At 65.1% G+C, this 25,007-nt stretch carries 25 protein-coding genes, 1 tRNA gene and 1 other RNA gene; 14 read left to right on the forward strand and 13 right to left on the reverse strand.

All coding sequences use genetic code 11. The annotated features are described in order from the left end of the window. Positions 1-136 precede the first annotated feature (136 nt). Positions 137-865 (reverse strand): FadR/GntR family transcriptional regulator, encoded by a 729-nt coding sequence (locus V9L18_RS20560; protein WP_337349004.1) that lies wholly within the window; start codon positions 863-865, stop codon positions 137-139. Between the two features lie 244 nt (positions 866-1,109). Here V9L18_RS20560 and gndA point away from each other — a divergent pair, with 244 nt between their 5' ends. Both gndA and V9L18_RS20570 read left to right on the forward strand, forming a co-directional pair. Then, positions 1,110-2,546, forward strand: coding sequence for an NADP-dependent phosphogluconate dehydrogenase (gene gndA, locus V9L18_RS20565; RefSeq protein ID WP_337349005.1), 1,437 nt, complete (start codon positions 1,110-1,112; stop codon positions 2,544-2,546). 126 nt (positions 2,547-2,672) lie between these two features. Then, positions 2,673-3,509 carry an oxidoreductase gene (locus V9L18_RS20570; protein ID WP_337349006.1) on the forward strand — a complete coding sequence of 279 codons (837 nt, stop codon included), beginning with the start codon at positions 2,673-2,675 and terminating at the stop codon, positions 3,507-3,509. A 3-nt stretch (positions 3,510-3,512) separates the two neighbouring features. Here V9L18_RS20570 and epsC read toward each other — a convergent pair whose 3' ends face one another. The 3 genes from epsC to msrA form a co-directional block, all read right to left on the reverse strand. Further along, positions 3,513-4,097 (reverse strand): serine O-acetyltransferase EpsC, encoded by a 585-nt coding sequence (gene epsC / locus V9L18_RS20575; RefSeq protein ID WP_337349007.1) that lies wholly within the window; start codon positions 4,095-4,097, stop codon positions 3,513-3,515. A gap of 39 nt (positions 4,098-4,136) precedes the next feature. Beyond that, entirely contained in the window at positions 4,137-5,072 is a 936-nt protein-coding gene (gene cysK / locus V9L18_RS20580) for a cysteine synthase A (protein WP_337349008.1), read from the reverse strand. A 65-nt stretch (positions 5,073-5,137) separates the two neighbouring features. Beyond that, on the reverse strand, positions 5,138-5,662 hold the full coding sequence (msrA, locus tag V9L18_RS20585; protein WP_337349009.1) for a peptide-methionine (S)-S-oxide reductase MsrA: 525 nt from the start codon (positions 5,660-5,662) through the stop codon (positions 5,138-5,140). A gap of 100 nt (positions 5,663-5,762) precedes the next feature. On the opposite strand from msrA, the gene V9L18_RS20590 reads away from it, so the two are divergent. After that, positions 5,763-6,686: a Nif3-like dinuclear metal center hexameric protein gene (locus V9L18_RS20590; RefSeq protein WP_337349010.1), complete on the forward strand. Its 924-nt coding sequence runs from the start codon at positions 5,763-5,765 to the stop codon at positions 6,684-6,686. Between the two features lie 103 nt (positions 6,687-6,789). Continuing rightward, positions 6,790-7,545 (forward strand): zinc ribbon domain-containing protein, encoded by a 756-nt coding sequence (locus V9L18_RS20595; protein WP_337349011.1) that lies wholly within the window; start codon positions 6,790-6,792, stop codon positions 7,543-7,545. Here the strand turns inward: V9L18_RS20595 and V9L18_RS20600 are convergent. Further along, positions 7,542-8,303 (reverse strand): YaaA family protein, encoded by a 762-nt coding sequence (locus tag V9L18_RS20600; protein WP_337349012.1) that lies wholly within the window; start codon positions 8,301-8,303, stop codon positions 7,542-7,544. The two genes, V9L18_RS20595 and V9L18_RS20600, sit on opposite strands and share 4 nt — an antisense overlap. 56 nt (positions 8,304-8,359) lie before the next feature. On the opposite strand from V9L18_RS20600, the gene rnpB reads away from it, so the two are divergent. The 4 genes from rnpB (at position 8,360) to V9L18_RS20620 (ending at position 11,672) form a co-directional block, all read left to right on the forward strand. After that, positions 8,360-8,751, forward strand: an RNA gene (gene rnpB / locus V9L18_RS20605) — RNase P RNA component class A. Between the two features lie 256 nt (positions 8,752-9,007). Further along, on the forward strand, positions 9,008-10,486 hold the full coding sequence (locus tag V9L18_RS20610) for a glyceraldehyde-3-phosphate dehydrogenase (protein WP_337349013.1): 1,479 nt from the start codon (positions 9,008-9,010) through the stop codon (positions 10,484-10,486). Between the two features lie 70 nt (positions 10,487-10,556). Beyond that, positions 10,557-10,760 (forward strand): hypothetical protein, encoded by a 204-nt coding sequence (locus tag V9L18_RS20615; protein WP_337349014.1) that lies wholly within the window; start codon positions 10,557-10,559, stop codon positions 10,758-10,760. Positions 10,761-10,874: 114 nt separating this feature from the next. Continuing rightward, complete coding sequence (locus tag V9L18_RS20620) at positions 10,875-11,672, forward strand: HNH endonuclease family protein (RefSeq protein ID WP_337349015.1); 798 nt, start codon at positions 10,875-10,877, stop codon at positions 11,670-11,672. Between the two features lie 15 nt (positions 11,673-11,687). Here the strand turns inward: V9L18_RS20620 and def are convergent, their stop codons facing one another. The 3 genes from def to orn all read right to left on the reverse strand — a co-directional run bounded on the left by def (position 11,688) and on the right by orn (position 13,246). Continuing rightward, positions 11,688-12,260: a peptide deformylase gene (def, locus tag V9L18_RS20625; RefSeq protein ID WP_337349016.1), complete on the reverse strand. Its 573-nt coding sequence runs from the start codon at positions 12,258-12,260 to the stop codon at positions 11,688-11,690. A gap of 132 nt (positions 12,261-12,392) precedes the next feature. Next, a tRNA-His gene (locus V9L18_RS20630) sits at positions 12,393-12,465 on the reverse strand. A gap of 130 nt (positions 12,466-12,595) precedes the next feature. Then, entirely contained in the window at positions 12,596-13,246 is a 651-nt protein-coding gene (gene orn, locus V9L18_RS20635) for an oligoribonuclease (RefSeq protein WP_337349017.1), read from the reverse strand. A 154-nt stretch (positions 13,247-13,400) separates the two neighbouring features. On the opposite strand from orn, the gene mptB reads away from it, so the two are divergent. Continuing rightward, positions 13,401-14,954, forward strand: a complete 1,554-nt coding sequence (mptB, locus tag V9L18_RS20640; protein ID WP_337349018.1) for a polyprenol phosphomannose-dependent alpha 1,6 mannosyltransferase MptB — start codon at positions 13,401-13,403, stop codon at positions 14,952-14,954. On the opposite strand, the gene V9L18_RS20645 is transcribed toward mptB, so the two are convergent. Further along, positions 14,937-15,632: a DNA alkylation repair protein gene (locus tag V9L18_RS20645; protein ID WP_337349019.1), complete on the reverse strand. Its 696-nt coding sequence runs from the start codon at positions 15,630-15,632 to the stop codon at positions 14,937-14,939. The genes mptB and V9L18_RS20645 overlap by 18 nt on opposite strands. A gap of 113 nt (positions 15,633-15,745) precedes the next feature. Between V9L18_RS20645 and V9L18_RS20650 the strand changes: the two genes are divergently transcribed. Further along, the gene (locus V9L18_RS20650) at positions 15,746-16,648 is read left to right on the forward strand and encodes an aldose 1-epimerase family protein (protein WP_337349020.1); all 903 of its coding nucleotides are present in this window, start codon (positions 15,746-15,748) and stop codon (positions 16,646-16,648) included. On the opposite strand, the gene V9L18_RS20655 is transcribed toward V9L18_RS20650, so the two are convergent. After that, positions 16,641-17,285: a GNAT family N-acetyltransferase gene (locus V9L18_RS20655; RefSeq protein ID WP_337349021.1), complete on the reverse strand. Its 645-nt coding sequence runs from the start codon at positions 17,283-17,285 to the stop codon at positions 16,641-16,643. The two genes, V9L18_RS20650 and V9L18_RS20655, sit on opposite strands and share 8 nt — an antisense overlap. A gap of 132 nt (positions 17,286-17,417) precedes the next feature. Between V9L18_RS20655 and V9L18_RS20660 the strand changes: the two genes are divergently transcribed. After that, positions 17,418-18,212 carry a sugar phosphate isomerase/epimerase family protein gene (locus V9L18_RS20660; RefSeq protein ID WP_337349022.1) on the forward strand — a complete coding sequence of 265 codons (795 nt, stop codon included), beginning with the start codon at positions 17,418-17,420 and terminating at the stop codon, positions 18,210-18,212. Here V9L18_RS20660 and V9L18_RS20665 read toward each other — a convergent pair. Together V9L18_RS20665 and V9L18_RS20670 are read right to left on the reverse strand one after the other, a co-directional pair. Further along, a complete protein-coding gene (locus V9L18_RS20665) occupies positions 18,188-18,934 on the reverse strand; it encodes an alpha/beta hydrolase (protein WP_337349023.1) in 747 nt (248 codons plus the stop codon). The two genes, V9L18_RS20660 and V9L18_RS20665, sit on opposite strands and share 25 nt — an antisense overlap. A gap of 1 nt (position 18,935) precedes the next feature. Beyond that, positions 18,936-20,039 (reverse strand): LacI family DNA-binding transcriptional regulator, encoded by a 1,104-nt coding sequence (locus tag V9L18_RS20670; RefSeq protein WP_337349024.1) that lies wholly within the window; start codon positions 20,037-20,039, stop codon positions 18,936-18,938. A gap of 188 nt (positions 20,040-20,227) precedes the next feature. Between V9L18_RS20670 and V9L18_RS20675 the strand changes: the two genes are divergently transcribed. Genes V9L18_RS20675 through V9L18_RS20685 form a run of 3 tightly spaced genes read left to right on the forward strand, consistent with a single transcriptional unit; the run spans position 20,228 to position 23,447 of the window. Then, entirely contained in the window at positions 20,228-21,397 is a 1,170-nt protein-coding gene (locus V9L18_RS20675) for a Gfo/Idh/MocA family protein (RefSeq protein WP_337349025.1), read from the forward strand. Further along, complete coding sequence (locus tag V9L18_RS20680) at positions 21,397-22,611, forward strand: dihydrodipicolinate synthase family protein (RefSeq protein ID WP_337349026.1); 1,215 nt, start codon at positions 21,397-21,399, stop codon at positions 22,609-22,611. Before V9L18_RS20675 ends, V9L18_RS20680 begins: the two co-directional genes overlap by 1 nt. After that, a complete protein-coding gene (locus tag V9L18_RS20685; protein WP_337349027.1) occupies positions 22,608-23,447 on the forward strand; it encodes a sugar phosphate isomerase/epimerase family protein in 840 nt (279 codons plus the stop codon). Before V9L18_RS20680 ends, V9L18_RS20685 begins: the two co-directional genes overlap by 4 nt. 131 nt (positions 23,448-23,578) lie before the next feature. Here the strand turns inward: V9L18_RS20685 and V9L18_RS20690 are convergent, their stop codons facing one another. After that, positions 23,579-25,000: a xylulokinase gene (locus tag V9L18_RS20690; protein ID WP_337349028.1), complete on the reverse strand. Its 1,422-nt coding sequence runs from the start codon at positions 24,998-25,000 to the stop codon at positions 23,579-23,581. Positions 25,001-25,007 lie beyond the last annotated feature (7 nt).

A 25,007-nucleotide genomic window follows, 5' to 3' on the forward strand; every position in this document is an offset into this window, starting at 1 on the left:
ACCCTGCACATCAACCCCGTCATCACCCACGACTACCCGGTGGACCAGGCCCTCGAAGCCTTCGACGTCGCCCGCAAATCCGCCGAATCCGGGAAAGTACTCCTCAGCTTCGGCGGGGCCTAGAAAGTGTTCGTGCTCAGTCCCGGCGGACGGGGATAAAAACCCTGGGCTGGTCCGTCCAGGTGTCCGACATGCGCGACATCGTGCGGCGCATGATCCTTTCCGAGGCCGCCCGGGCCGCAGGGGCATCCCCGGCGGCTACGGCCTCGGCCAAGTCAACGTGCCACTGCAGCGCGCCCTCATGCGGATGGTCCGGCATGAGGCCGTGCACTGTCCGGCCCGTCAACGTCTCGGCCACCTGGCCCATCAGGTTGGCGAACATTTCGTTGCCGGACCCGGAGAGCAGGACCGAATGGAAGGCGATGTCCAGTTCCAGGAACCGCGGTACGTCGCCCGAGTGGCCGGCATCGCGCAGGTCGTGGGCAATGTCCACCAGTTCCCGGCGGAGGTGTGCCGGCGCGTTCTGGGCGGCCAGTTCCGCCGCTGCCGGTTCGACGGCGGAGCGAAGCTCGGCAAGGGAGCGCAGCTGGGCTCCCCTGCCCTCGCCGGAGAGCCGCCAGCGGATCACCTGCGCGTCGAAGGGGTTCCAGCGGTTCGACGGCAGGACCTTTATTCCGACGCGTTTGGTCGTCTCGACAAGCCCCAGGGACTGCAGCACGCGCACTGCTTCGCGGATGACTGAACGGGAGACCCTCAGTTCGTCCTCCAACTGCTCCGCCAGCATGATGTGGCCGGCAGGAAGTTCGCCGGCGACAATCCGGGTGCCGAGGTTCTCAATGGCACGGTGGTGCAGGCTGGTCGACATGAACATAAGCCTAGTGTGATTCCTGCCGACCGATCTGCCAGCCAGGACAGCCGGGGAGCCCCGCGAGAGCAGGCGTCCTACACTGGCTGTGATACCCGGCATTCCACAAAGTGGGCGCCACTTTCCTGAATGGCGTCCGAATATATATGCTTTATTCGGATCCCTTGGTTCGTAACTGCATGCTCCGCTGCCAAACGCGGGGCCACCTGCACATCCATTGCACAGAAATGAATTGGAGTTTTTGATGTCAGCACACATCGGTGTCACCGGCCTTGCGGTGATGGGAGCCAACCTGGCGCGTAACCTGGCCCGGAACGGCTTCACGGTTGCCCTGCACAACAGGTCGGTAGAAAAGACTGACGCACTGCTGGAGAAGCACGGAACGGACGGCGATTTTGTCCGGACCGAGACGCTGCAGGAACTGGTCGACTCCCTGGAGAAGCCGCGCCGCGTCCTCATCATGGTCAAGGCAGGCAAGCCGGTTGACTCTGTCATCGAGCAGCTGGAGCCGCTGCTGGAAGCCGGCGACATCATCATCGACGCCGGCAACTCCCATTACGAGGACACCCGCCGCCGCGAAGCCGCCCTGGCCAAGAAGGACCTGCACTTTGTGGGCGTTGGCGTTTCCGGCGGCGAAGAAGGCGCCCTGAACGGACCGTCCATCATGCCGGGTGGTTCCAAGGAGTCCTACAAGGCCCTTGGCCCGCTGCTGGAGAAGATTTCCGCGAAGGTCGACGGCGAGCCCTGCTGCGCCTGGGTTGGCACTGATGGCGCCGGCCACTTCGTCAAGATGGTCCACAACGGTATCGAATACGCCGACATGCAGGTCATCGGCGAGGCATTTGACCTCCTTCGCTCGGGTGCAGGCATCGAGCCCGCCGAACAGTCCAAGATCTTCACCGAGTGGAACAAGGGCGACCTCTCCTCCTTCCTGATCGAAATCTCCGCCGAGGTCCTGGGCCATGTCGACGCCAAGACCGGCAAGCCCTTCGTTGACGTTGTCGTCGATGCCGCAGGCCAGAAGGGTACCGGTCGCTGGACCGTCATCTCCGCCCTGGAACTCGGCTCCCCGGTCTCCGGAATCGCCGAGTCCGTGTTCGCCCGCGCCCTGTCCTCCCAGGCTGAACAGCGCAGGCTCGGGCAGGAACTGCTGGCCGGCGAGGAAGCCGCCGTGGAAATCCCGGACACCTTCGTCGAGGACGTCCGCCAGGCGCTGTACGCTTCCAAGCTGGTCTCCTATGCCCAGGGCCTGGACATGCTGACCTCCGCCGCCAAGGAGTACGGCTGGGACCTGAAGCTGGACGAAATTGCCTCCCTGTGGCGCGCTGGCTGCATCATCCGTGCTGAACTGCTCAAGGACATCACCAAGGCCTACGCCGCTGACGAAAAGCCCGCCAACCTGCTGTTCGCGCCTGCTTTCACCAAAGCCATCGCTGAGGCTCTGCCGGCGTGGCGCCGCGTGGTCGCCACCGCCGTCCAGCTGGGCATTCCCGTGCCGGTGTTCTCCTCCTCGCTCGCGTACTACGACGGCCTGCGCCGCAAGCGCGTCGCTGCCGCCCTGATCCAGGGCCAGCGGGACCTCTTCGGAGCCCACACCTATGGCCGTGTCGACGCCGAGGGCACGTTCCACACCCTGTGGGGCGAAGACAAGTCCGAGATTGAAGCAGTAGACACGCACTAGTTTCGGCAAGCGCCATTGCGTCACGCCATGGCACCTCCGGCCGGCAGTTCCCGCTACTCTGGGAGCTGTCGGCCGTTGCTGTTTCCGGGGGGCAACTGCGGTATCCGCCGAGCGAGGGAGTCCAGCATGGCCCAGCCAGTAGCATTCGTTACCGGAGCTTCCACGGGGATCGGCTTCGAAGCGGCCAGGAAACTGGCCGGCCACGGCTTCACGGTCTATGCCGGAGCCCGCCGCGTGGACCGGATGGAACCATTGACAGCCCTCGGAGTCCATGTCCTGCCGCTCGACGTGACAGACGAGGAATCGATGAGTGCCGCCGTCGGCCGTGTCCTGGAGGAACGTGGACGGATCGACGTCCTGGTGAACAATGCCGGGTACGGCTCATTCGGCGCCCTGGAAGATGTCGAACTGGCCGAAGGGCGGCGCCAGTTCGACGTCAATGTCTTCGGGCTGGCGAGGATGACCCAACTTGTTTTGCCGGCGATGCGGAAGGCCGGCCAGGGACGGATCATCAATATCTCATCCATCGGTGGCAAATTCTATGAGCCGCTCGGCGCCTGGTACCACGCAACGAAGTTCGCGGTGGAGGGCATGAGCGACGCACTGCGGCTCGAGCTGAAGCCGCATGGTATTAGCGTGTCCATCATTGAGCCTGCGAGTACCGTTTCCGAATGGGGCGGGATCGCGGCCCAGGGGCTGCTGGCCACCAGCGGAACAGGGCCCTACGCCGCACAGGCGCGGCAGATGGCCGGCGCGCTGGATTCCACTAACCGGCCCGCGACGTCCACGGCCCCGGAGATCATTGCTGACGCGGTGCTGCACGCAGCCCATTCCGCACGGCCGCGGACCCGCTACCCCGTGGGGCGCGGCGCCCGGGCCATCCTGACGCTGCGGCGGATCCTGCCGGACCGGCTGTTCGACCCCGTGGTCATGCTCGTGCTCAAGCGGGTGGCGGCCCGGTAACCGTCAGATGAGGTATTCGATGTCGTACTCGGCCGGATCCACCGCAGGCGTGGTCTCACGCTGGGCGTCCCGGTGGCGCCACTTGGCCGGCACGCCGGTAACGATTGATTCGGGCGGCGCGTCCCTTACCACAACTGCGTTGGCACCGACGGCGCTGTCCCGTCCGATGGTGATGGGTCCCAGGATCTTGGCTCCGGCCCCGATGGTCACCCTGTCTTCGATGGTGGGGTGACGCTTGACCTTGGCCAGGGATCGGCCGCCGAGCGTCACACCGTGGTAGATCATCACGTCCTCACCGATTTCGGCGGTCTCGCCGATGACCACCCCCATGCCGTGGTCAATGAAGAAGCGCCGTCCAATGGTGGCGCCGGGGTGGATTTCGATCCCGGTCAGGAAACGGCCCAGCTGGGAAACGAGCCGGGCCGGAAAGCGCAGCCCGGGGTTTTGCCACAGGCGGTGCGTCAGCCGGTGGATCCAGATGGCATGCAGCCCTGAATAGGCGAAAAAGTTCTCAAAAGAACCTCGAGCCGCCGGGTCGTGGGACCGGGCGGCGTCGAGGTCTTCCTTTAGTCTTGCGAAAAAGCCCACAAAGTTCTTTCTACAGGAAACGGGCGGAGAGCGGACTAATCAGCCGCGGATGTCGTCATAGAGCACGGTGGAGATGTAACGCTCGCCGAAGTCGCAGACAACGGCGACGATCAGCTTGCCGGCGTTCTCGGGACGCTTAGCCAGTTCCAGGGCGCCCCAGACGATGGCGCCGGAGGAGATGCCGCCCAGGATGCCCTCCTTGATGCCGAGGTCACGGGCCACCCGCACGGAGTCCTCCAGGGTTGCGTCCAGGACTTCGTCATAGACGTTGGTGTCGAGGATTTCCGGCACGAAGTTGGCGCCGATGCCCTGGATCTTGTGCGGGCCGGGGGCGCCGCCGTTCAGGATGGCGGAGTCCTTCGGCTCGATGGCCACGATCTGCACATCGGGATTGCGTTCCTTCAGGACCTGGCCGACGCCCGTAATGGTGCCACCGGTGCCGATGCCGGCTACGAAGATGTCAACCTTGCCGTCAGTGTCAGACCAGATTTCCTCAGCCGTGGTGGTGCGGTGGATCTCGGGGTTGGCCTCGTTGGCGAACTGCTGTGCCCAGATGGAGTTCTCCGTGTTGGCCACGATTTCCTGGGCTTTCTCCACTGCACCGCGCATGCCCTCAGAGCCGGGTGTCAGGACGATCTCGGCACCGAACGCCCGGAGCATAACGCGGCGTTCCGTTGACATGGTTTCCGGCATGGTCAGGATGACCTTGTAACCGCGGGCAGCGCCCACCATGGCCAGGGCAATGCCGGTGTTTCCGGAGGTGCCTTCCACGATGGTTCCGCCGGGCTTGAGGGCGCCGGACTTCTCGGCGGCGTCTACGATGGCCACGCCGATACGGTCCTTGACGCTGTTGGCCGGGTTGTAGAACTCAAGCTTGACGGCGACAGTGGCACCTAGGCCTTCGCTCAGCCGGTTCAGGCGGACCAGCGGAGTGCCGCCGACCAGCTGCGTTACGTCGTCATAGATCCGTGCCATGTAGGTATGCCTATCTCTCAAGAGTGAATACTGAGGTCAGCCTAACGATGGCGGCGCAACCGTTGCTAAGCATTAAGCCATGCAGAGTAATATTTCCTGGCCTTGGCCAGCTTGGGATTGATGATCACCTGGCAGTACCCCTGTTCCGGGTGCTTGGCGTAGTAGTCCTGGTGGAAGTCCTCTGCCACGTGGAACCGGGGCAGGCGGCTGACCTCGGTGACGATGGGGTGGGACCACAGCGCCTGGTTCCGTTCGATCGCCTCCTCGAACAGTATTTTTTCCTCGGTGGTCTCATAGAACATGGACGAGCGGTACTGAGTGCCCACGTCATATCCCTGCCGGTTGAGCGTGGTGGGGTCGTGCAGGACAAAGAACATGTCCAGGATGACTTCGGCGGGGATCACGTCCTCGTCAAACGTCACCGCCACCACCTCGGCATGCCCGGTGGTCCCGTTGCAGACGGAGTAGTAGTCGGGATTCGGATCGTGGCCGCCGGTGTAGCCGGAAACCACTGAACTGACGCCCTTGGTTTTTTGATAGACAGCGTCGAGGCACCAGAAGCAGCCCCCGCCAAGAACAAAAGTTTTCATGACCTCTTCAATGGTTGGGAGCCCCGGATGATTCCCTGACAACCCTATAAGGACTCTGCCACATGCAGGGGAGGGCGCCGAATGGGGTAAAACTGAGACTATGGAACCTGTAGACACCGGCGTTGCAGATGCGGAACCGCACGACGACGGGACCTCCCGGGAGGAAGCCCCCGCGGCAGAGCAGACAGTCCCGCCCACGTTGGGGCAGGTGTTGCTGGCGGTAGAGGAACTGTGGCCCGAATCCCTGGCAGAGAGCTGGGACGAAGTGGGCCTGGTGGCCGGACGGCCGTCCTCGCCGGTCACGCGGGTGATGTTCGCCGTCGATCCCACGCTGGAAGTCATTGAGGAAGCCGTGGAATGGGGAGCCGAGCTGCTCATCACCCACCATCCGCTGCTTTTGAAAGGCGTCACCTCGGTGGCCGCCACCACGGCCAAAGGCAAGGCAATCCACCGGCTGATCGAGTCTGGAACCGCACTGCTGACCGTCCATACCAACGGTGATTCCGCCGTCGGCGGTGTTTCTGATGTCCTGGCAGACGCACTGGGACTGGAGGACGTATCGCCCTTGACCCTCGCCAGCAACGGCCTTCCCGAGGAGGGCATCGGGCGCGTGGGTCACCTGGCGGAGGTAATGAGCCTCGGAGACTTCGCCGCACGGGTTTTTGGAATCCTGCCGTCCGTGGCCGGGGGAGTGCGGGTCTCAGGTGACAAGGATGGCCTGGTGCGCCGCATCGCGGTGTGCGGCGGGGCCGGCGATTCGCTGTTCAACGAGGTGCGCGCCAGCAATGCGGACGTCTTCGTCACCGCTGACCTTAGGCACCATCCGGCATCCGAGGCCCGCGAAGACGCCGTGAATGGCCGGCCCTACCTTATTGACGTCTCGCACTTCGCCAGTGAGTGGCTGTGGTTGCCGGCCGCAGCGTCTGCGCTGGGTAACGTGCTCGCCGACCAGGGCCACGATGTGGAGATCCAGGTGAGCACCACCAACAGTGATCCATGGGACTTCATACTGACTCCGGGCTAAGCCTGGAGTGCGAAGCGAGCCAGGGGAGCAGGCCACGCGCTAGAGTCTATAGAGCGCCGGTTCGGTGCCCGGCTCCGGCCGGTGGGATCAAGCGGAGGTAACAGTGGCCAAGGCAGCACCGGCGGAACAGTTGAAGTTGCTCGAATTGCAGGGACTGGACGCCAAGCTGAAGTCGCTCGCCAACCGGCGTCGTGCCCTGGACACCGACCCCCGGATCACGGATCTCCAGTCGGCGCTGTCGGTTGCCAACGGTGAGCTGGGTGCCGCCAAGATGGCCGTGCACGACGCCGAGGCTGAGCTGAAGCGGGCAGAGTCCGACGTCGAACAGGTCACCACCCGCATTGAACGCGACGAGGCCCGGCTCAACAGCGGAACGGGGCTTTCCAAGGACCTCGTGGCCCTGCAGAAGGACATCGCGTCGCTGAACAGGCGCCGCTCAGACCTCGAGGACATAGAGCTCGAAGTCATGGAGCGACTGGATTCGCTCCGCGCCAGGCAGGCGGCCCAGCAGCTGATCGTGGACAACATCCAGGGCTCATTCGGCGGCATCCGCGCCGAGCTGGACAAAGCCCTGGCTGAAGTGGATGCCGAGGCAGCGGAGGTCAAACGCCAACGCGCTGAGTTCGCCGCAGGACTGGACGCCGGGATGTTGGCCGTTTACGAAAAAACGCTGGCCAAGCGAGGAGTGGGCGCCGCACGGTTGTTCCATGGAACGTCCGAGGCTTCCGGAATGAAGCTCAGCCCCGGCGACCTCGCCGAAATCAAAGCCGCCGCCGAGGACGACATCGTCTTTTGCCCGGACTCCGGTGCCATCCTGGTGCGCTCCGCCGAGTGGAACACGGCCAGCCCGACCAACTAACCCAGGATGATGTTCAACGCGTGCGGCTTACGGGCTGCACCGTCAACCAGCTCCGCGTCCCACTTTTCGCGCGCCGCCTTCAGGAGCTGTGCCGGGGTCTGCGGGGCGTTGCCGCGGCGGACCAGCAAGTGCCGGGCCAGTTCCCCGCGCGTGTGCTTCGCAAAGTGGCTCACCACCTTGCGCACGCCATCCACTTCAGTGAAAACGTTGACGGCGACGGTCTGCGCCGGCGGGGGTGCCCACGCCGCGGCGTACGTGCTTGAACGGCAGTCCACCAGCAGCTGGCCTGCCGCAGCCTCCGTGAGGGCCTCCGACAGTTGCGGCTTCCAGAACGAGGCGAGGCGGCCGACGTCGGGCAGTGCAGTCCCCATCGACAGCCGGTAGGCGGGCACCCGGTCGGCAAAGCGGATGGCACCCCACAGCGCGGATACCACCAGCACCGCCTCGTCGGCCTTCCGGCGCTGCGCGGGCGTCAGCGTTTTGTAGCCCAGGGCGTCGTACAAAACCCCCGAGTAGATCTGGTGGGCAGGCGCCGCCGGTTCGGCGTGCAGCCGGGTGTTCCGTTCGACGTCGTCCCGCAGCGATGCCCCGACGCCCAGCAGCGCGAGGGCGTCCTCGTGTGCACTCACCGTTCCCAGGGCATCCAGGACTTTGGCCCGGTAGGTGTTCAGTGCCGGGAAGCTGAGGGAAGGCCAGTCGACGGCGGTTCCCCGGGCTGCGGGAGTCTTGCCTTCGGAGGGGGGAAGCAGAATCAGCACCGTACGATCTTACCGGCGACTTGGGCGCCCCCTTGCCCGGTAGACTGGGTGCCGGATGGGTTGACCAGGCGGCCGCGCGTCACGCAAGTGGCTCGAGGAACGTCCGGGCTCCACAGGGCAGGGTGGTGGGTAACGCCCACTCGGGGTAACCCGCAGGCCAGTGCCACAGAGAACAGACCGCCTGTGTCGCGCCGGTTTGAAAGCGGCACGAAACAGGTAAGGGTGAAACGGTGGTGTAAGAGACCACCAGCTTCCCGGGTGACCGGGAAGGCTAGGTAAACCCCACCCGGAGCAAGGCCAGACAGGACACGTTTGAGGGCTGCCCGCCCGAGTGTCCGGGTAGGCCGCTGGAGGGCGTCGGCAACGGCGTCCGTAGATGGATGGCCGCTACTCCCGCGCTGGTAACGGCACGGGAGCACAGAACCCGGCGTATCGGTCAACCCATCCACACAACGTCAGCTCAAGTCATGTGAGTGACTTCACGCCGGACGGGGCAGTCCAGGGCGCCCCTCCCGCCTAGAATAGAGAGCGAACGTAGAAGTTCTGCCACCGGGTCTGCGTTCGCAGCCGGTGGTTTTTCTTCGCGCTTCTCCAAGGTGTCCGGGGTGGACCGAATCCCCGCCGACGCTTGCGCCCCGGAACACCTCCGGCGGCCGCCCTCCGCGTACGAGGACGTATGTGGTTGACCCAAGGAAGGTAGTTCTGTGAGCCAGACGTCAGATTCTTGTCTTGATACGTGGATGGGCCGGGAGGCCCTCGCCGAGGCCATGATTCCGGTGATCGGCCGGCTGTACCGTGAAAACAACGTGGTGACTTCCATCCACGGCCGCAGCCTGATTAACAAGTCCACCATGAACATCCTGAAGGCGCACCGGTTCGCCCGCCGTATGAGCAAGGATGAGCTGCTTCTGGAAGAAACAGCCCCGCTGCTGAACACCCTCGCCGGCCTGGAACTGGGCGCGGCCGCGATCGACATTGCCCGCCTGAACCAGAAGTTCAAGGCCGAGGGCGACGGCGCCACACTGGAAGAGTTCCTCCGCGCCGAACTGGCCGAGGTAGTGGGCAAACGCGGCGCCGACGACCGCACCAGCACTGACGTTGTGCTCTATGGCTTCGGCCGGATTGGCCGGCTCCTTGCCCGCCTCCTGATCGAAAAGGCTGGTGGCGGCCACGGCCTTCGCCTGCGCGCCATCGTGGTGCGCCGTGGATCGGACAAGGATCTCTCCAAGCGCGCCAGCCTGCTGCGCCGCGATTCGGTCCATGGTTCCTTTGAAGGCACCATCCGCGTGGACGAGGAAGCCAACACCATCACCGCGAACGGTGTCCAGGTCCAGGTCATCTACTCGGACAACCCCGCGACGATCGATTACACGTCCTACGGCATCCACGACGCCTTGGTGGTGGACAACACGGGACGCTGGCGCGACGCCGAAGGCCTGTCACAGCACCTTCAGAGCAAGGGTGCTTCGCGTGTTCTCCTCACCGCTCCGGGCAAGGGCGCGCTCAAGAACATCGTGCACGGCATTAACCACGGCAGCATCGAGGATACTGACCAGATCGTCTCCGCGGCGTCCTGCACCACCAACGCCATCACCCCGGTCCTGAAGGCCATCAACGACAAGTTCGGCGTGATCCACGGCCACGTGGAAACCGTCCACTCCTTCACTAACGACCAGAACCTGATCGACAACTTCCACAAGGGCGACCGCCGCGGCCGCTCCGCCGCGCTGAACATGGTCATCACCGAAACCGGTGCGGCCACTGCTGTGGCGAAGGCGCTGCCCGAACTTCAGGGCAAGCTTTCCGGCAGCTCCATCCGCGTCCCCACCCCCGATGTCTCCCTCGCCATCCTGAACCTGAGCCTTGAAAACGGCACCACCAAGGACGAGGTGAACAACTACCTGCGCCAGATGTCCCTGCATTCGGACCTGCGCAAGCAGATCGACTACATCGATTCCCCCGAGGTTGTGTCCACCGACTTCGTCGGTTCCCGCCGTGCGGGCATCGTGGACGGCCTGGCCACGATCTCCAACGACAAGAACGTCATCCTCTACGTCTGGTACGACAACGAATTCGGCTACTCCTGCCAGGTGGTCCGCGTCATGGAAGAGATGGCAGGGGTCAACCCGCCGTCGTTTCCCGCCAAGGAACCTGCCGCGGCACTGGCGGCCATCGCCGTCTGATTCCCTCCTCTGAGGCAATTTCCCGGCTGGTTCTCTGGAATCAGCCGGGAAACGGGACCACACTGGTGGCATGAATAACGAAACTCTCCACGAGACCACGCTCGAACACGCCCTGGATGTAGCCAAGGCCAACCACAAACGGGCCATCCGCCTCCTGGAGGAGGCCCAGGCGGGTTACAAGGCCGGAGATGTCAGCGAAGATCGCGTGCGCCAACTCGAAGAGCTGCTCCAGGTTGCCGCCGAAGATCTCCGGAGGGTGACCCGGGAACAATAAGAAGCTCTTTCCCGGCTTCCCACTCCTCCCCAACACTGTGGATATCGGCCACGTTGTCCGAGGAGTGTCCTAGGCTCTTCTGGTGCACTACGTTTCCGGAAGGGCAGGCTGCCCGTGACCGTCAGCTGGTCTGCTTACAGACGGGCACGCCGCCGCTCGCGGCAGGCATGGGCCCTGGTCATTCTCCTGGGAGTATCCGCTGTAGCGTCGGTGGCGTGGTTCTTCACTGCCGGCCAGTTCGCGGCGGCGGAACCGGCCATTGCAGGACCTACGGAGGCGCCGGTTTTCGATCCGGGCTTTATGAAACCGGTGGCCCCGGTGCATGCTGTGCCGCGGGGGAGTGCCCGTGAAGCCCTCGACGGGCTGCCGGTCAAGGGGCGTGCACCTAACGACAACTATGAGCGCGAAGCCTTCGGGCAGGCGTGGCAGGACCTGGACCGGAATGGCTGCGACACCCGCAACGACGTCCTTCGCCGTGACCTCACGGGCGTGGTGTTCACCGAAGGCTCCACATGCCGAGTGGCGGCCGGCCATTTCCACGAGCCTTACACAGGACTTCCCGTGGACTTCCGGCGAGGCTCGGAGAGCAGCAAGGCGGTCCAGATCGATCATGTGGTGGCCCTGGGCGACGCCTGGCAAAAGGGCGCGCAGAGCCTGACACCGCTGCAGCGCCAGAGCCTGGCCAATGACCCCCTGAACCTTATCGCCGCGGACGGGCCCGCCAACCAGCAGAAGAGTGCAGGTGACGCCGCCACCTGGTTGCCCAAGAACAAGGCCTTCCGCTGCCACTATGTCGCAAGGCAGATCTCGGTGAAGGCCGCCTATGGGCTTTGGGTGACGCAGCCGGAGAAGGACGCCATGAAGAGGGTCCTGGACAGCTGCCCCCAGCAGCTGACTGTTACTGCGGGCTGACGTCCGACTCGTGGACTAGTGGCCGAAAGGATCCGGGTCGACGCCGGGCATCCAGGTTAGGCCCGGAACGCCCCAACCGCTCTTCTTGGCCTGCTTCATCGCCTTGCGTGCATAGCGGTCGATCAGCCGGTTGACGTAGAGTTTTCCGTCCAGGTGGTCATACTCGTGCTGGATTACCCGCGCGAACCACCCTGTGGCCTCAAATTCAACCGGCTGCCCATAGCCGTCGAAGCCGCGCACCCTGGCCCACTCGGCACGCTTCAACGGGTACTGTCCGCCCGGAAAAGACAGGCAGCCCTCCTCTTCCTCATCGGGATCGGGAAGGGCGCCAGAGATTTTGGACAGGGTCAGGACAGGGTTGACCAATACACCTGCGGGAGGTGCGCCGTCATCGTTGGCGTATTTGTAGACAAAAATCCGCTTGCCGACCCCGACCTGCGGCGCCGCGAGTCCGACGCCGTTCGCGGCGTCGTTGGTTTCGAACATGTCCGCAATCAGGGTCCTGAGTTCGTCGTCGAACACTTCCACCTCGGAAGCCCGGCGGTGCAGCACCGGTTCCCCCCAAATGGTGATTGGCATAACTGTCATGTCAGACGGGTCCTTCGGGATGCGGCGCGATGCCGGCCGTTGTGCGCTAAACAAGGATGCAAAACAAAGGAGGCCGCACCGGATATCCGGTGCGGCCTCCTTCTCGAACGGCTGCTAGAACCATCCTGTGCGGGTGAGCTACGGGGGTTGAACCCGCGACCTCCTGGACCACAACCAGGCGCTCTGCCAACTGAGCTAAGCCCACCATGTGCCTTGCAGGTCTACCGGGCGACCGGCTCTCTGGAAAGGCAACTCAAATAGCTTACCTGCTGTTCGCGTGTGCTTTTGCCACTTTTCCCGTTTTTGGCCAAAATTCGAAGCAAACGTGGTGCAGATTACGTCCCTGGGACCGCTGGGTCTGCATCAGCGGCGGTGGTTTCCGCGCCGGCGGCGATCCGTTTGGAGATGGCCTGGGCCGTTGCGCTGTCCGGGCCTGGCGCCGGGACAAATACGGCTTCCCGGTAGTAACGGAGTTCGTCGATGGAGTCTTTGATGTCACCGAGGGCGCGGTGACCGCCCTTTTTGGCGGGGGATTGGAAATACGCTCGCGCAAACCACCGGCGTGAGAGTTCCTTAATGGTGCTGACATCGATCACGCGGTAGTGCAGGTGTTCCACCACTGAGGGCATGTCCCGGGACAGGAACACACGGTCCGTGCCCACCGAGTTGCCGCCCAACGGCGCCTTACGGGGGTCCGGGACCCACTTTTCGATGTATTCCATGACGGCGGCCTCGGCCTCGGCCATGGTCTTGCCGTGCGGCAGTTCCGTCAGCAGCCCCGAGCGCGTATGCATGTCGCGGACGAAATCATTCATCTGGGCCAGCGCGGAATCCTCCGGCTTGATCACTACGTCCACTCCATCGCCCAGGATGTTCAGTTCCGAGTCCGTCACCAAGGCCGCCACCTCGATCAGGGCGTCGTTCTTGATGTCCAGGCCGGTCATTTCGCAGTCGATCCAGACGATGCGTTCATTAGATATAGGCACTTGACAAGCCTACCGTTTAGCTCTGTCCGGGCCGTCCGATGCTAGGATTTCGGAAACGCGGCGGTGAATTTTCCGTCGTTGTACTATGCCCCGGCCGGCCCGGTGAGGCCCGCAGGGCGGAAGCGTGGAATGCAACAGATTGGACAATCCTGAGATGACGGGGCCTGTGCCTGCAGCGGGGGAGAAGGCCGCCCCGATCCTCAAGCTGCCAGAGGCCGAGGTCGACAACGCACGGTCTCCGCTGATCGCCGGCTTTATCGGTTCGGTGTTGATGATGGTCGGTTCCCTGGGAGTCGGTTGGCTTGCGCCCGTCTCGGAGTTGCGGCGGATGCCGCTCTTCATCTGGATGCGGACCGAGGCCATCGGTGTTGCGCTGTCCATCATCCTCCTGGCCGTCGGCGGCATGCTCCTGGTCCGCGCCTGGCTCAGGCTGGGCCAACGCGTCCGGATCTGGGGCCTGGCGGCGCGCAAAGCCACCCTTCAGGCCGTGGTGCTTTGGGGCCTGCCGATGATGTTCACAGTGCCGTTGTTCAGCCGGGATGTGTACGCCTACATCGGCCAGGGCAGGCTGATGGTGGAAGGCTTCAATCCCTACGAAAACGGCATTTCCGCGCTGTCCAACTATTTCCAGCTCGGCGCCGACAAGATGTGGACCGAGGCCCCGGTCCCATATGGCCAGCTGTTCCTGTGGATTGAGCAGTTTGTGGTCTGGTCCACCAACGTGCACCCGGAGGCCAGCGTGATGCTGTTCCGGCTGGCTGCTCTGGTGGGCATCGTGCTGTGCATTATCTACGTGCCCAAGCTGGCGGACCTCCATGGCGTCAACCCGCACCGGGCACTCTGGCTCACCGCAGCCAATCCACTGTTCCTCACCAACTTCATTGCCAGCGTGCACAACGACGCCCTGATGATCGGGCTGGCCCTAGCTGGCCTGTACTACTGCGCCACCCGGCGCGTGGTGCTGGGCATCGTGCTGGTCACGCTGTCCATCTCGGTCAAGCCGATCACCATCGTCTTCCTGCCCTTCATCGGCCTGCTCTGGGCCGGCAAGGACGCCAGCTGGCCGCGGAAATTCCTGTACTGGGCACTCACGGCCGGCCTGAGCGTGGGGATTCTTTTTGCCATGAGCCGGGTCAACGGCTTCGGTTTTGGCTGGATTAATGGCCTCTCGGCTCCCGGCAGCATTTGGATCTGGTACGCGCCGATCGGGCTGATGGGCCTGGTGGTCGCTTCCATCGCCAACGCGTTCAGCCTCGACGGCTGGGGGCTCGCCAAATGGGTGTACGACGCCGGGAAGCTGCTGGCCGTGGGCATCGTCGCCTGGCAGATCTTCAAGGGAGACCACGACCGCCTCATGCGCCGGCTGACGTTGGCATTTGCCGCCATCGTCCTGCTGGCCCCCATGATCCAGTCCTGGTATGTGGTCTGGCTGATCCCGTTGTTCGCAGTTACAGGCATCCGGGACGACTGGCAGGTCAAGGCCCTCTACTTCATCGTGTCCTTCTTTATGGTCTATGCGATCTCGGACCAGCTGGAAGTCTTTCCGTACCTGCAGACGGAGGACCTTGGCCTGGCGCTCGCCCTGGCGCGCAACGCTGCCGCTGTTATCGCCCTGATGTTCGCGCTCTACCTGATTTTCCTGGACCCTCGCACCAAACAGCTCTTCAGCAAGTCGGACCAGCCAGTTACCTCACGCCCCGTCATCTGACGGGAGATTCCTGATCGCTTCCCGGTGGGACAGCGGACTAAGGTGTTCGCCGTGCTCGGCGACGAAAGTCCGGACCCATTCCGGGTCGGTTTTGCCAAACTCGCGCAGTGCCCAGCCAATGGCCTTGCGGATGAAGAACTCGCGATCCGCGAGATTGGCTTCAAGGACGTTCCTGAGTAGCCTGCGGTCAGTGTGGGCCTTGGCCTTGAGCTGGGCGGTGATGGAGGCCCGCCTGATCCAGAGGTCTTCGTCCCGGCTCCAGCCAAGCAAAACCTCAGTCATGGCCGGCCGGTGTGCTTGGAGCAGGGCGCAGATCCGGTCCGACACGCCGTCCACAAAGTCCCACCAGGCGCCGGTCCGGATGATTTCCTCATACACAGGGAGCATCGCCAGGTCCTTGGCTGCCATCTTCACACCGGTGAGGTCTATGGCCGCGTAGCGTTCCTCCCGCACCTTGGCGTCGCGCCAGAGCTCAAGCACCGTCGCCCGCAGCTGCTCGGGGGATTCGAACGGGTGGGCAGCGGCTGCGGCCTTTGTCAGGCGCCTGACCTCCGGCACCCTGACGCCCAGCGATGGGATGGACGATTTCATGTAGGCCTGCGCGCCCGCCCCGCGTTCGGCGTCGGCCTGTTCTTCCAAGGCCGCACGGATAGTGGCCAGCACCTCGCGGTTCACCATCCTGCAACTTTAGCGAGCCGGATCCTCACTGTGACGTAACAGGAGGCGAGAACGAACCTGGATACAATAGGCTAGTTAGCGCTAACAACCAGCTGGAACGCAGAGGATCCATCATGTCGGGTACGGAACACAGCATCGCCTTCGGGTCTTACTCGGCCATCGTCACGGCCCGCGGCGGCGCGTTGCGTGAACTTCAGTACCAGGGACGGCACCTGGTGGTTACCTTTGGCCCTGACGGCGGGATTCCCGACTACCGCGGCGTCATTTGCGCCCCCTGGCCCAACCGCCTCGCCGATGGCACATACAGCTACGGTGACCGCTCCTTCCGGGCAGACATCAATGAACCGGAGCGCGGTACGGCACTCCACGGCCTGCTGACCGGAGTGGACTGGGACGTGCTGGAGCACTCGACGGATGCCATCACGCTCGCCGGCAACGTCCAGGCCAATGCCGCGTATCCGTCCGGCCTTGAAGTCTGCGTCACCTACCGGCTCTCTGATGACGGCCTCCACTCCATGGTCCGGACGCGGAACACCGGCACCCAAACGGCGCCTTACGGAGTATGTCCCCACCCCTACCTCGTGGCCGGCCCCTCGCCGCTGGACCACTGGACCATGGAGCTTCCCGCCCGGGAGTTCCTGGCTGTGTCTGCTGACCGGCTGCTGCCCGAAGGCATTCATCCGGTTGAGGGCCATGAGTTCGATTTCCGCACCCCCCGCCCTCTGGGCACCATCAAGATCGACCACGCCTTCACAGGGATCATCCGCGGGAAACATGGCCTCGCAGCTGTCCGCGTCCTTGATCCGGCGGGAACCGGTGTCGAGCTGGAGTGGGACGGAACCTGGCCCTGGGTTCAGGTCCACACTGCCGACAAGCCCAGCGGCAAGGACAGGCTGGGCCTTGCCGTGGAGCCCATGACCTGCCCGCCGGACGCGTTCAATTCAGGGACGGACCTGGTGCACCTGGCGCCTGGGGAGTCCCACGAGGCCGGCTGGACCATCAGGGCGCTCAGTTAGCCGGGCCTCCGCGAAGGTCCAGGCGCACCACGGCCCGCCCCGGAACGGCGGAGCTGACAGCCTGGAACCCTGCGCGCAGGAACAGGTTCAATGTGCCGTGATACAGGTCGGCAGCTGATGCCTTGGGCCTGAGTCCGCGGTCAACCGGATAGCCTTCCACCACGTCCGCACCATGGATCCGGGCGTGGTCGACGGCGGCGCCCAGCAGGGCATCCGCAACACCGCTGCGGCGGTGGCCGGGAGCGACCACAAAGCAGGTCACGGACCACACGTCGCGTGGCGCGGGATCAGTAGCCACGGCGTCGGCCCCGGCATCGGCCGGTGCTGATGCTTCCGCGAGCCGCAGGACCCGGGAACGGAGCACCCGCGGGTAACACGTTCGCGGTTCAACCGCGCACCAGCCCACCGGCCGCCCCGCCCGGAAGGCGAGCACACCGGGGGCGGGGGACCCGGCGTCGAACTTTTCCCGCAGTTGCGCCTTGCGCGCGGCTGGTTCCAGCGCGGAGTACTCGGGACCGGTGAGCGCGAAGTACCGGCACCAGCAGCGCGACGGTTCACCGGGCAGGCTGAAGAGGCTCTCGACGTCGGCCCATTCTGCAGGTGCCGTGGTCAGGCCATGAACCGGCTCGTCTTCCATGCCTACAGGGTAGTCCGCCCGATGCGGCCTGCTACGAAATGATTAACGTGGCAAACGCCTTCCCGCTACGCTGGGAGGCAATCCCACCCCGGCCCAGAAGTTGATCGGGCCGCCGCAACGGAAAGAATGCCAATGACCCTTGGACAGCAGACGGAACTGCCGGACTGGAACCGTTCAGCGCTCACCCCTGGCCTATGTTCGGTGACGCTGCCGAACAGCAGCATTGCAGACGTTGCCCGGATAGCGGCCGACGCCGGCCTGGCCGGAATCGAGTGGGGAACAGACGCGCATATCCGCGATGGCGCCTCTGCAGACGAAGCCCGCGAAGCTACCCTGGCCGCAGGCTTGGAGATCCTGTCCCTGGGCTCCTCTTACCGTGCCGGCAGCTTCACTGATTTTGAAGCCGCAGTGGAACTGGCCGTTCGCCTGGGAGCGCCAAGAGTCCGGATCTGGGCGGGCGAACTCGGCTCGGCCGAATCCGACGGCGGTCTGCGGGCGGAAGTTGTCCGGGACACGCTGCGGATCGCGGACATTGCCGGCCGCCAGGGTCTGGACCTTGCCTTCGAGTACCACGGCGGCACGCTCACGGACACGCCCGAGTCCACCATCCAGTTGCTCCGGGACGTTGGCCGGGACAACGTGGGGACTTACTGGCAGCCCGCCGTCGGACTTTCCGACCAGGCCGCCCTGGCGAGCCTGCGCAAGGTGCTTCCGTTTGTTTCCGGCGTGCATTGCTTTTCGTGGTGGCCGCAGCAGGAGCGGCTACCCCTGAGCGGACGTAAGCAACTGTGGCAGTCGGTGGCCGATGCCGTGCGTGAGTCGGGCCGGCCAGTGGACATGATGCTTGAGTTCGTGGCAGAGGACCTCGCGGAGAACGTCAGCCATGATGCGGACTTCCTGAATCACATCGCTCTGGGCGAGGACTGAGTCCACCCCATCCGCGTCAGCCACGCCGCGCACAGCGAGGTCCACTGAGCCGGTCCCGGATCCTCGGGAGCGAGTCCGAGGCCGTGGCGCCCGTGCGGAAACACGTGCAGTTCGGCCGGCACGCCGGCGCGGACCAATGACCCGGTGTAGGCGAGGCTGTGATGGACCGGCACCGCCGCGTCGTCGGCCGTGTGCCACACAAATGCCGGGGGAGTAGTGGCAGTGACGTGGAGATCGGCGGAAACTTCCCGGAGCAGCGCTTCCGACGGCGACGCCCCGAGTAAATTGTCCACGCACCCCTGGTGCACTTCGTCCGTGTAGGACACCACGGGATAGCACAGCACTGTCAGGTCCGGGACGGCGGCCTGGAGGTCGAGCGCTGCATCGCCGGTAGCCACCGCTGTTGACAGCGTGGCCGCCAGGTGGCCGCCAGCGGAGAACCCGAGGACGCCCACCCGTGAGCCGTCCACGGCCAGGCCCATGCCTCCCGCGCGGATCTGCAGCAGCGCAGCTTTGGCATCCTCAAGGGGCGCCGGGTGGCGCTGCGGTGCAACCCGGTAACGGAGCACATAGGCGTGGATCCCCAGCGAGGCAAGCCACTCGGCAACCGGCTCAGCCTCGTGGTCAGCCTGATGGCCGTAACCTCCGCCTGGAAGGACAAGGACGGCAGGCCGCGGCCGGTCGGTGCGGGCGGGGACAGCAGTGAGGGAGGCGGTCGCCACCTCAGGAGGCCATCTCGGTGCTGCGGCGAAGCGTCACGCGTCCGGTCACCGGAGACGGTTCGGCGGCGTCTTCGGCTGCGGCGGAGCCGGCGGCGCTGCGTGTGGCGATCCTGCCAATGTCCTCAAGCGGAAGGTGCACGGTGGACAAGGCCGGACGGAAATCGCGCAGCGTCTCGATGTCGTCGAAGCCGGCGATGGTGGCGTCGCGGGGGACGCGCAGGCCCTTGCTGCGGAGGGCGGCGGCAGCCCCAATTGCCATGACGTCGTTGACGGCGAAGATGCACAGCCCCCTGGCCGGATCCTGGTTCGCGTTCCCTTCGCCCCGTTGGCCGTCCCGGCCCGCAGCCTTGATCCGTTCGGCCAGGGTGACCCCGGCTTCGTACCCGCCGGCCCTGTTAAAGGAACTGCGCAGAATCTCCGCCGGAGGCCTGCCTGCGTCGGCAAGGCCCTTCTGGAAGCCGCGGATCCGGTCATCGGAGGTGAAGAGTCCTTCCGGGCCGCCGATGATCACGAAGTCGTCGTCCTGCCGGGAGGCTGCAAGCTCGGAGGCAAGGCTGGTGGCGAGCTCCTCGTTGGGCACTTCCACCACGTGGTAGCCCTCCGTCACCTCAGCCCCTACTACCGGGTGTCCCACCACTGCCACCTGGCCGCCGTTGCGGCAATACCTGTCCAGTTCCGCGGCCAGATCGGCGTTGCCTTTGGTGTCCTCGGCGCGGGAGGAACGGGACCCGGCGATCACGATCGAATCGGCCCGGCGCGCGGCGAAGGCGGCGACAGCCTCTTTTTCGTCCGCGGGTGCACCGGCAGTAGTAGCGAGCAGGACCATGCGGCCCTGCTCCCGGGCGGCTTCCTGGACGCCGCGGGCGATCGCGGCAAAATAGGGGTCCGCGATGTCGTGCACGATCAGGCCGATGAGGCCGGAGCTTGACTTGGCCAGGCCCTGGGCTTGGGCGTTGGGAATGTAGCCAAGCGAGTCCGCGGCTTGCCGCACGCGGTCGGCGATGTCCTGCCCCGGTTTCCGGGCCGAACCGTTGAGCACGCGGGAGGCCGTAGCAGGCGAGACCCCAGCCAGCCGGGCCACCTCGGTGAGGGTACTTGCAGCCACGGGATCTCCTTTTCAGACGGTATTTCGCGCGGGACTAGCCGCCAATGGCGTTGAGCACATTATGGCAGTTTTAGGCACTCGCCGGAAAGCGCTTGCCAATTCCGTGTCGCGGGGTGCAGAATAGTGGCAGTGGGAATGCGCTTTCCCAGACAGCTTGAGTAACACTGCTCACTCACCGTGGAGGACACATGGGCTTCGAAACAAAGACGATCCGTATCGCCATGAACGGCATCACCGGCCGGATGGGTTACCGCCAGCATCTGCTGCGTTCCATCCTCCCCATCCGTGACGCGGGAGGCTTCACGCTGGAGGACGGCACGAAAGTCCAGATCGAACCGATCCTGGTAGGCCGCAACGAAGCCAAGATCCGCGAACTCGCGGAACTGCACAAAGTGGCGGAGTGGACTACGGACCTGGACTCGGTAATCAATGACCCCACGGTTGACGTCATTTTTGATGCCTCGATGACCAGCCTCCGCGCGGCCACCCTGAAGAAAGCCATGCTGGCCGGCAAGCACATCTTCACCGAGAAGCCCACGGCAGAGACGCTCGAGGAGGCCATCGAACTGGCGCGCATCGGCAAGGAAGCCGGTGTCACTGCCGGCGTCGTGCATGACAAGCTGTACCTGCCCGGCCTCGTCAAGCTGCGCCGCCTGGTGGACGAAGGCTTCTTCGGCCGCATCCTCTCCATCCGTGGCGAATTCGGTTACTGGGTCTTCGAAGGCGACGTGCAGGCTGCCCAGCGCCCGTCCTGGAACTACCGCAAGGAAGACGGCGGTGGAATGACCACGGACATGTTCTGCCACTGGAACTACGTCCTCGAAGGCATCATTGGCAAGGTCAAGAGTGTCAACGCCAAGACCGCCACACACATCCCGGCCCGCTGGGACGAGGCAGGGAAGGAATACAAGGCCACCGCGGACGACGCCTCCTACGGCATCTTCGAACTCGAGACCCCGGGCGGCGACGAAGTCATCGGCCAGATCAACTCCTCGTGGGCCGTTCGTGTCTACCGTGACGAACTGGTCGAATTCCAGATTGACGGCACACACGGCTCCGCGGTTGCCGGTTTGAACAAGTGTGTTGCCCAGCAACGCGCCCACACCCCCAAGCCGGTCTGGAACCCGGACCTGCCCGTCACGGAATCCTTCCGCGACCAGTGGCAGGAAGTTCCCGCCAACGCCGAACTGGACAACGGCTTCAAACTTCAGTGGGAAGAATTCCTCCGCGACGTCGTCGCCGGCCGCGAACACCGCTTCGGCCTGCTCTCCGCCGCCCGCGGCGTGCAGCTCGCCGAGCTGGGCCTGCAGTCCAACGACGAACGCCGCACCATCGACATCCCGGAGATCACCCTCTGATGACTTCCCTGATCCTTCCCTCCAACGACGGCGGAACCCGGGAGTACCGCCTCCAAGGCGGTGCATCCTGGGCCCGCCCCGCCGCACCGCTCACAGCCCGGCGCGCCTACGCAGCGGCGCACGTGATTCCAGAGGTCCTGGCAGACAACACACCGGGCGCCCCGGCACGCCTGGACTGGGACGCCACCATGGCGTACCGGCACGAACTGTGGTCCTATGGCCTGGGCGTTGCCGATGCCATGGACACCGCGCAGCGCGGCATGGGCCTTGACTGGGCCGCCACCCAGCAGCTCATCAAGCGCACGGGTGTGGAGGCCGCCTCGGTGGTCTCAGCCGGCAACGCCGCGACCGCCGGCAAAACCGTGCGGGACCTCGTCTCCTGCGGCGCTGGCACCGACCAGTTGGACATCACCACCCTGCCCACGGGCGAGGCTGGACTCGCAGCCGTCGTCGAGGCTTACCGCGAGCAGATCGCCGTCGTCAGTGAAGCCGGACCCAAGGTCATCCTGATGGCCTCCCGGGCACTGGCCCGCGTTGCCGCCGGTCCGGAAGACTACCTGAAGGTGTACTCCACCCTGCTCCAGGAAGTGGACCAGCCTGTCATCCTGCACTGGCTCGGAACCATGTTCGATCCCGCCTTGGCCGGCTACTGGGGTTCGGACGACGTCGCCCAGGCCACCGAGACGTTCCTCTCCCTGATCCGCGACAACGCCGACAAGGTGGACGGCGTCAAGGTGTCCCTGCTGGACGCCAGCCACGAAGTTGCCCTCCGCGCGGTCCTGCCCGAAGGCGTCCGCCTGTACACCGGCGACGACTTCAACTACCCGGAACTGATCGACGGCGATGGTACAAACCACTCGGACGCCCTGCTGGGCATATTCGCGGCTATCTACCCGGCGGCTTCTGTTGCGCTGCAGCAATACGACGCCGGCAACGCTGCGGAAGCGCGGGCCATCCTCGACTCCACCCGCGAACTTGGCAAGCACATCTTCAGCGCCCCCACGTTCTACTACAAGACCGGGATCGCGTTCTTGTCCTGGCTCAACGGCAAGCAGCCAGGCTTCCAGATGGTGGGCGGCCTGCACTCCGGCCGCTCCGTGGTGCACCTGGCCAAAACCTTCGAGCTGGCGGACCAGGCCGGGCTGCTTAAGGACCCGGCCCTCGCCGCGTTCCGGATGTCCGACTACCTGCGCATCAACGGAGTGGGAGTATGAGCGACTTCTCACGACTGTCCCTGAACAGCGCCACCACCAAGAAATGGACGCTGGCCGAGGCTGTGGAGGGCTGCGTCCGCGCCGGAATCCCCGCGATCGGGCCCTGGCGTGACCGCGTGGAAGAAGCAGGGCTGGACAAGGCCGCAAAGCTGATCAAGGACGCCGGCCTCCGGGTCTCCTCGCTCTGCCGAGGCGGCTTCCTGACCGCTGCCGAAGCCGACGGCCAGGCTGCCGCGCTGGCGGACAACCGCGCGGCGATCCTCGAGGCAGTAGCGCTGGACACCCGGGAACTCTTCCTGGTGGTCGGCGGACTGGCGCCGGGGGAGAAAGACGTGGTGGCTGCCCGCCAGCGCGTGGCAGACCGCCTTGCCGATCTTGTCCCGTTCGCCTCCGAGAACGGCATCCGGCTGGTGCTCGAACCCCTGCATCCGATGTACGCCGCGGACCGTGCGCTGATCTCCACACTGGGGCAGGCCCTTGACCTCGCGGCGCCGTTTGACACCAAGGATGTGGGCGTCGCCGTCGACACGTTCCACGTCTGGTGGGACCCGGAACTTAAGGCACAGATTGCACGCGCAGGCCGGGAGGACCGCATCGCTTCCTACCAGGTGTGCGACTTCAACATGCCCATTGCGGCAGATCCATTGCTGTCGCGGGGCTTCATGGGCGACGGCGTGATCGACTTCGCCACCATCGGCACCTGGGTCCGGGACGCCGGATACACGGGCGACATCGAGGTTGAAATCTTTAATCAGGACATCTGGGACGCTGACGGCGACGCCGTCCTGGAGACCATCAAGGCACGCTACGCGGAACTCGTGTTGCCGTACGCCTGACCTGATCCAGACCGCGGGCGCCTGCTACGTCACGGCAGGCGCCTGCGCCCCACTGCGAAGGACCTGCACCGCCGTCACGGTGCAGGTCCTTCGCTTTTGCCCCGCTTAGAATCCCGGGATCTGCCGCGGGTTCAGCCCAAGTAGGCGGCGGCGTGCCTGCGGTACCTGGCCAGCACGCCGCCGTCGGACGGTTCTGCCGGCAGTTCCACACCGCTGAGCGTCCACTCAGGGAAGGCCCCGGCCAGCACGGCGGCTGCCTGGCGCGCGGCGCCGTCGGCCACGTACTCGCCGGGGGTCGGAACAAAGCCAGGAAGGCCAAGCAGCTGGCTGGCCGCCAGTTGCACAGCAGGCGACTGCGCACCGCCGCCCACCAGGATGACACGCTGAGCGTCCACCCCTTGCGACCGGAGGGCCGCCAGGCCGTCGGCGAGGGAACAGACCACGCCTTCGACGGCGGCGCGCGCCAGGTTCGCGGGGGTGTAGTTCGTCCGTGTGATGCCGTGCAGTGATCCTGCCGCCTCCGGCAGGTTGGGTGTCCGCTCGCCGTCGAAATAGGGGACCAGGGTCAGGCCGCCGGCCCCTGCGGGAGCCGACAGGGCAAGCTCGTTGAACTCCTCGAGGCTGACATCGAGCAGCGCGGCAGTGGCGTCGAAGACCCGGGTTGCGTTGAGCGTGCAGGCGAGCGGCAGATAGTTGCCCGTGGCGTCCGCAAATCCTGCAACAAGCCCCGATGCATCGGCAGCCGGCGTCGTTGACACGGCGAACACGGTCCCGGACGTGCCAAGTGAAAGCACGACGTCGCCCACGCCCGCGCCGACGCCCAGCGCGGCGGCGGCGTTGTCCCCGGCACCCGGTCCGATGAGCGCCCCTTCCGGAGTTTTTCCTGCGATGTCCAACGGACCAACGACGGCGGGAAGGTGCGGAACGCGGCCAAGGGACTTTTCGAGGGCGTCGGGAAGGTACTCGCCGGAGGAGGCGGAGTAGTAGCCCGTGCCCGAAGCATCTGAGCGGTCGGTGCGGAGCGCGGCCAGGCCCGCGTCGCCGCTGCCGGGACCAAAGCCAGCCAGGCGCCAGGAGAGCCAGTCGTGCGGCAGGCATACGGCGGCAACCCGTTCGGCGTTCGCCGGCTCGTTCTCTGCAAGCCACCGCAGCTTGGTGACGGTCAGGGAGGCAACCGGTACAGTTCCCGTGGCGCGGGACCAGTAGCGGGCACCCGCTGCGGAGTCGCCGTCGCCGGCCTCCCGGATCATTTCGAGGGCGGCGGGAGCACTCCTGGTGTCGTTCCACAGCAGTGCCGGCCTGATGACCTCACCGGCACTGTCGAGGCAAACCATGCCGTGCTGCTGTCCGCCGACGGAGATGGCGCTGACGTCGGCGAGCCCGCCTGCCTGGGTGATTGCAGCCTGCAGGGCGTTCCACCAATGGTCGGGGTGGACTTCGGTTCCGTCGGGGTGGCTGGCGCGGCCCTGGCGCACCAGCTCGCCGGTGTCCGCGTCGCGGATCACTACTTTGCAGGACTGGGTGGAGCTGTCGATTCCGGCAACGAGGGCCATGGGGTTC

This window comes from Pseudarthrobacter sp. CCNWLW217, from assembly GCF_037203985.1.
Taxonomy (GTDB): Bacteria; Actinomycetota; Actinomycetes; order Actinomycetales; family Micrococcaceae; genus Arthrobacter.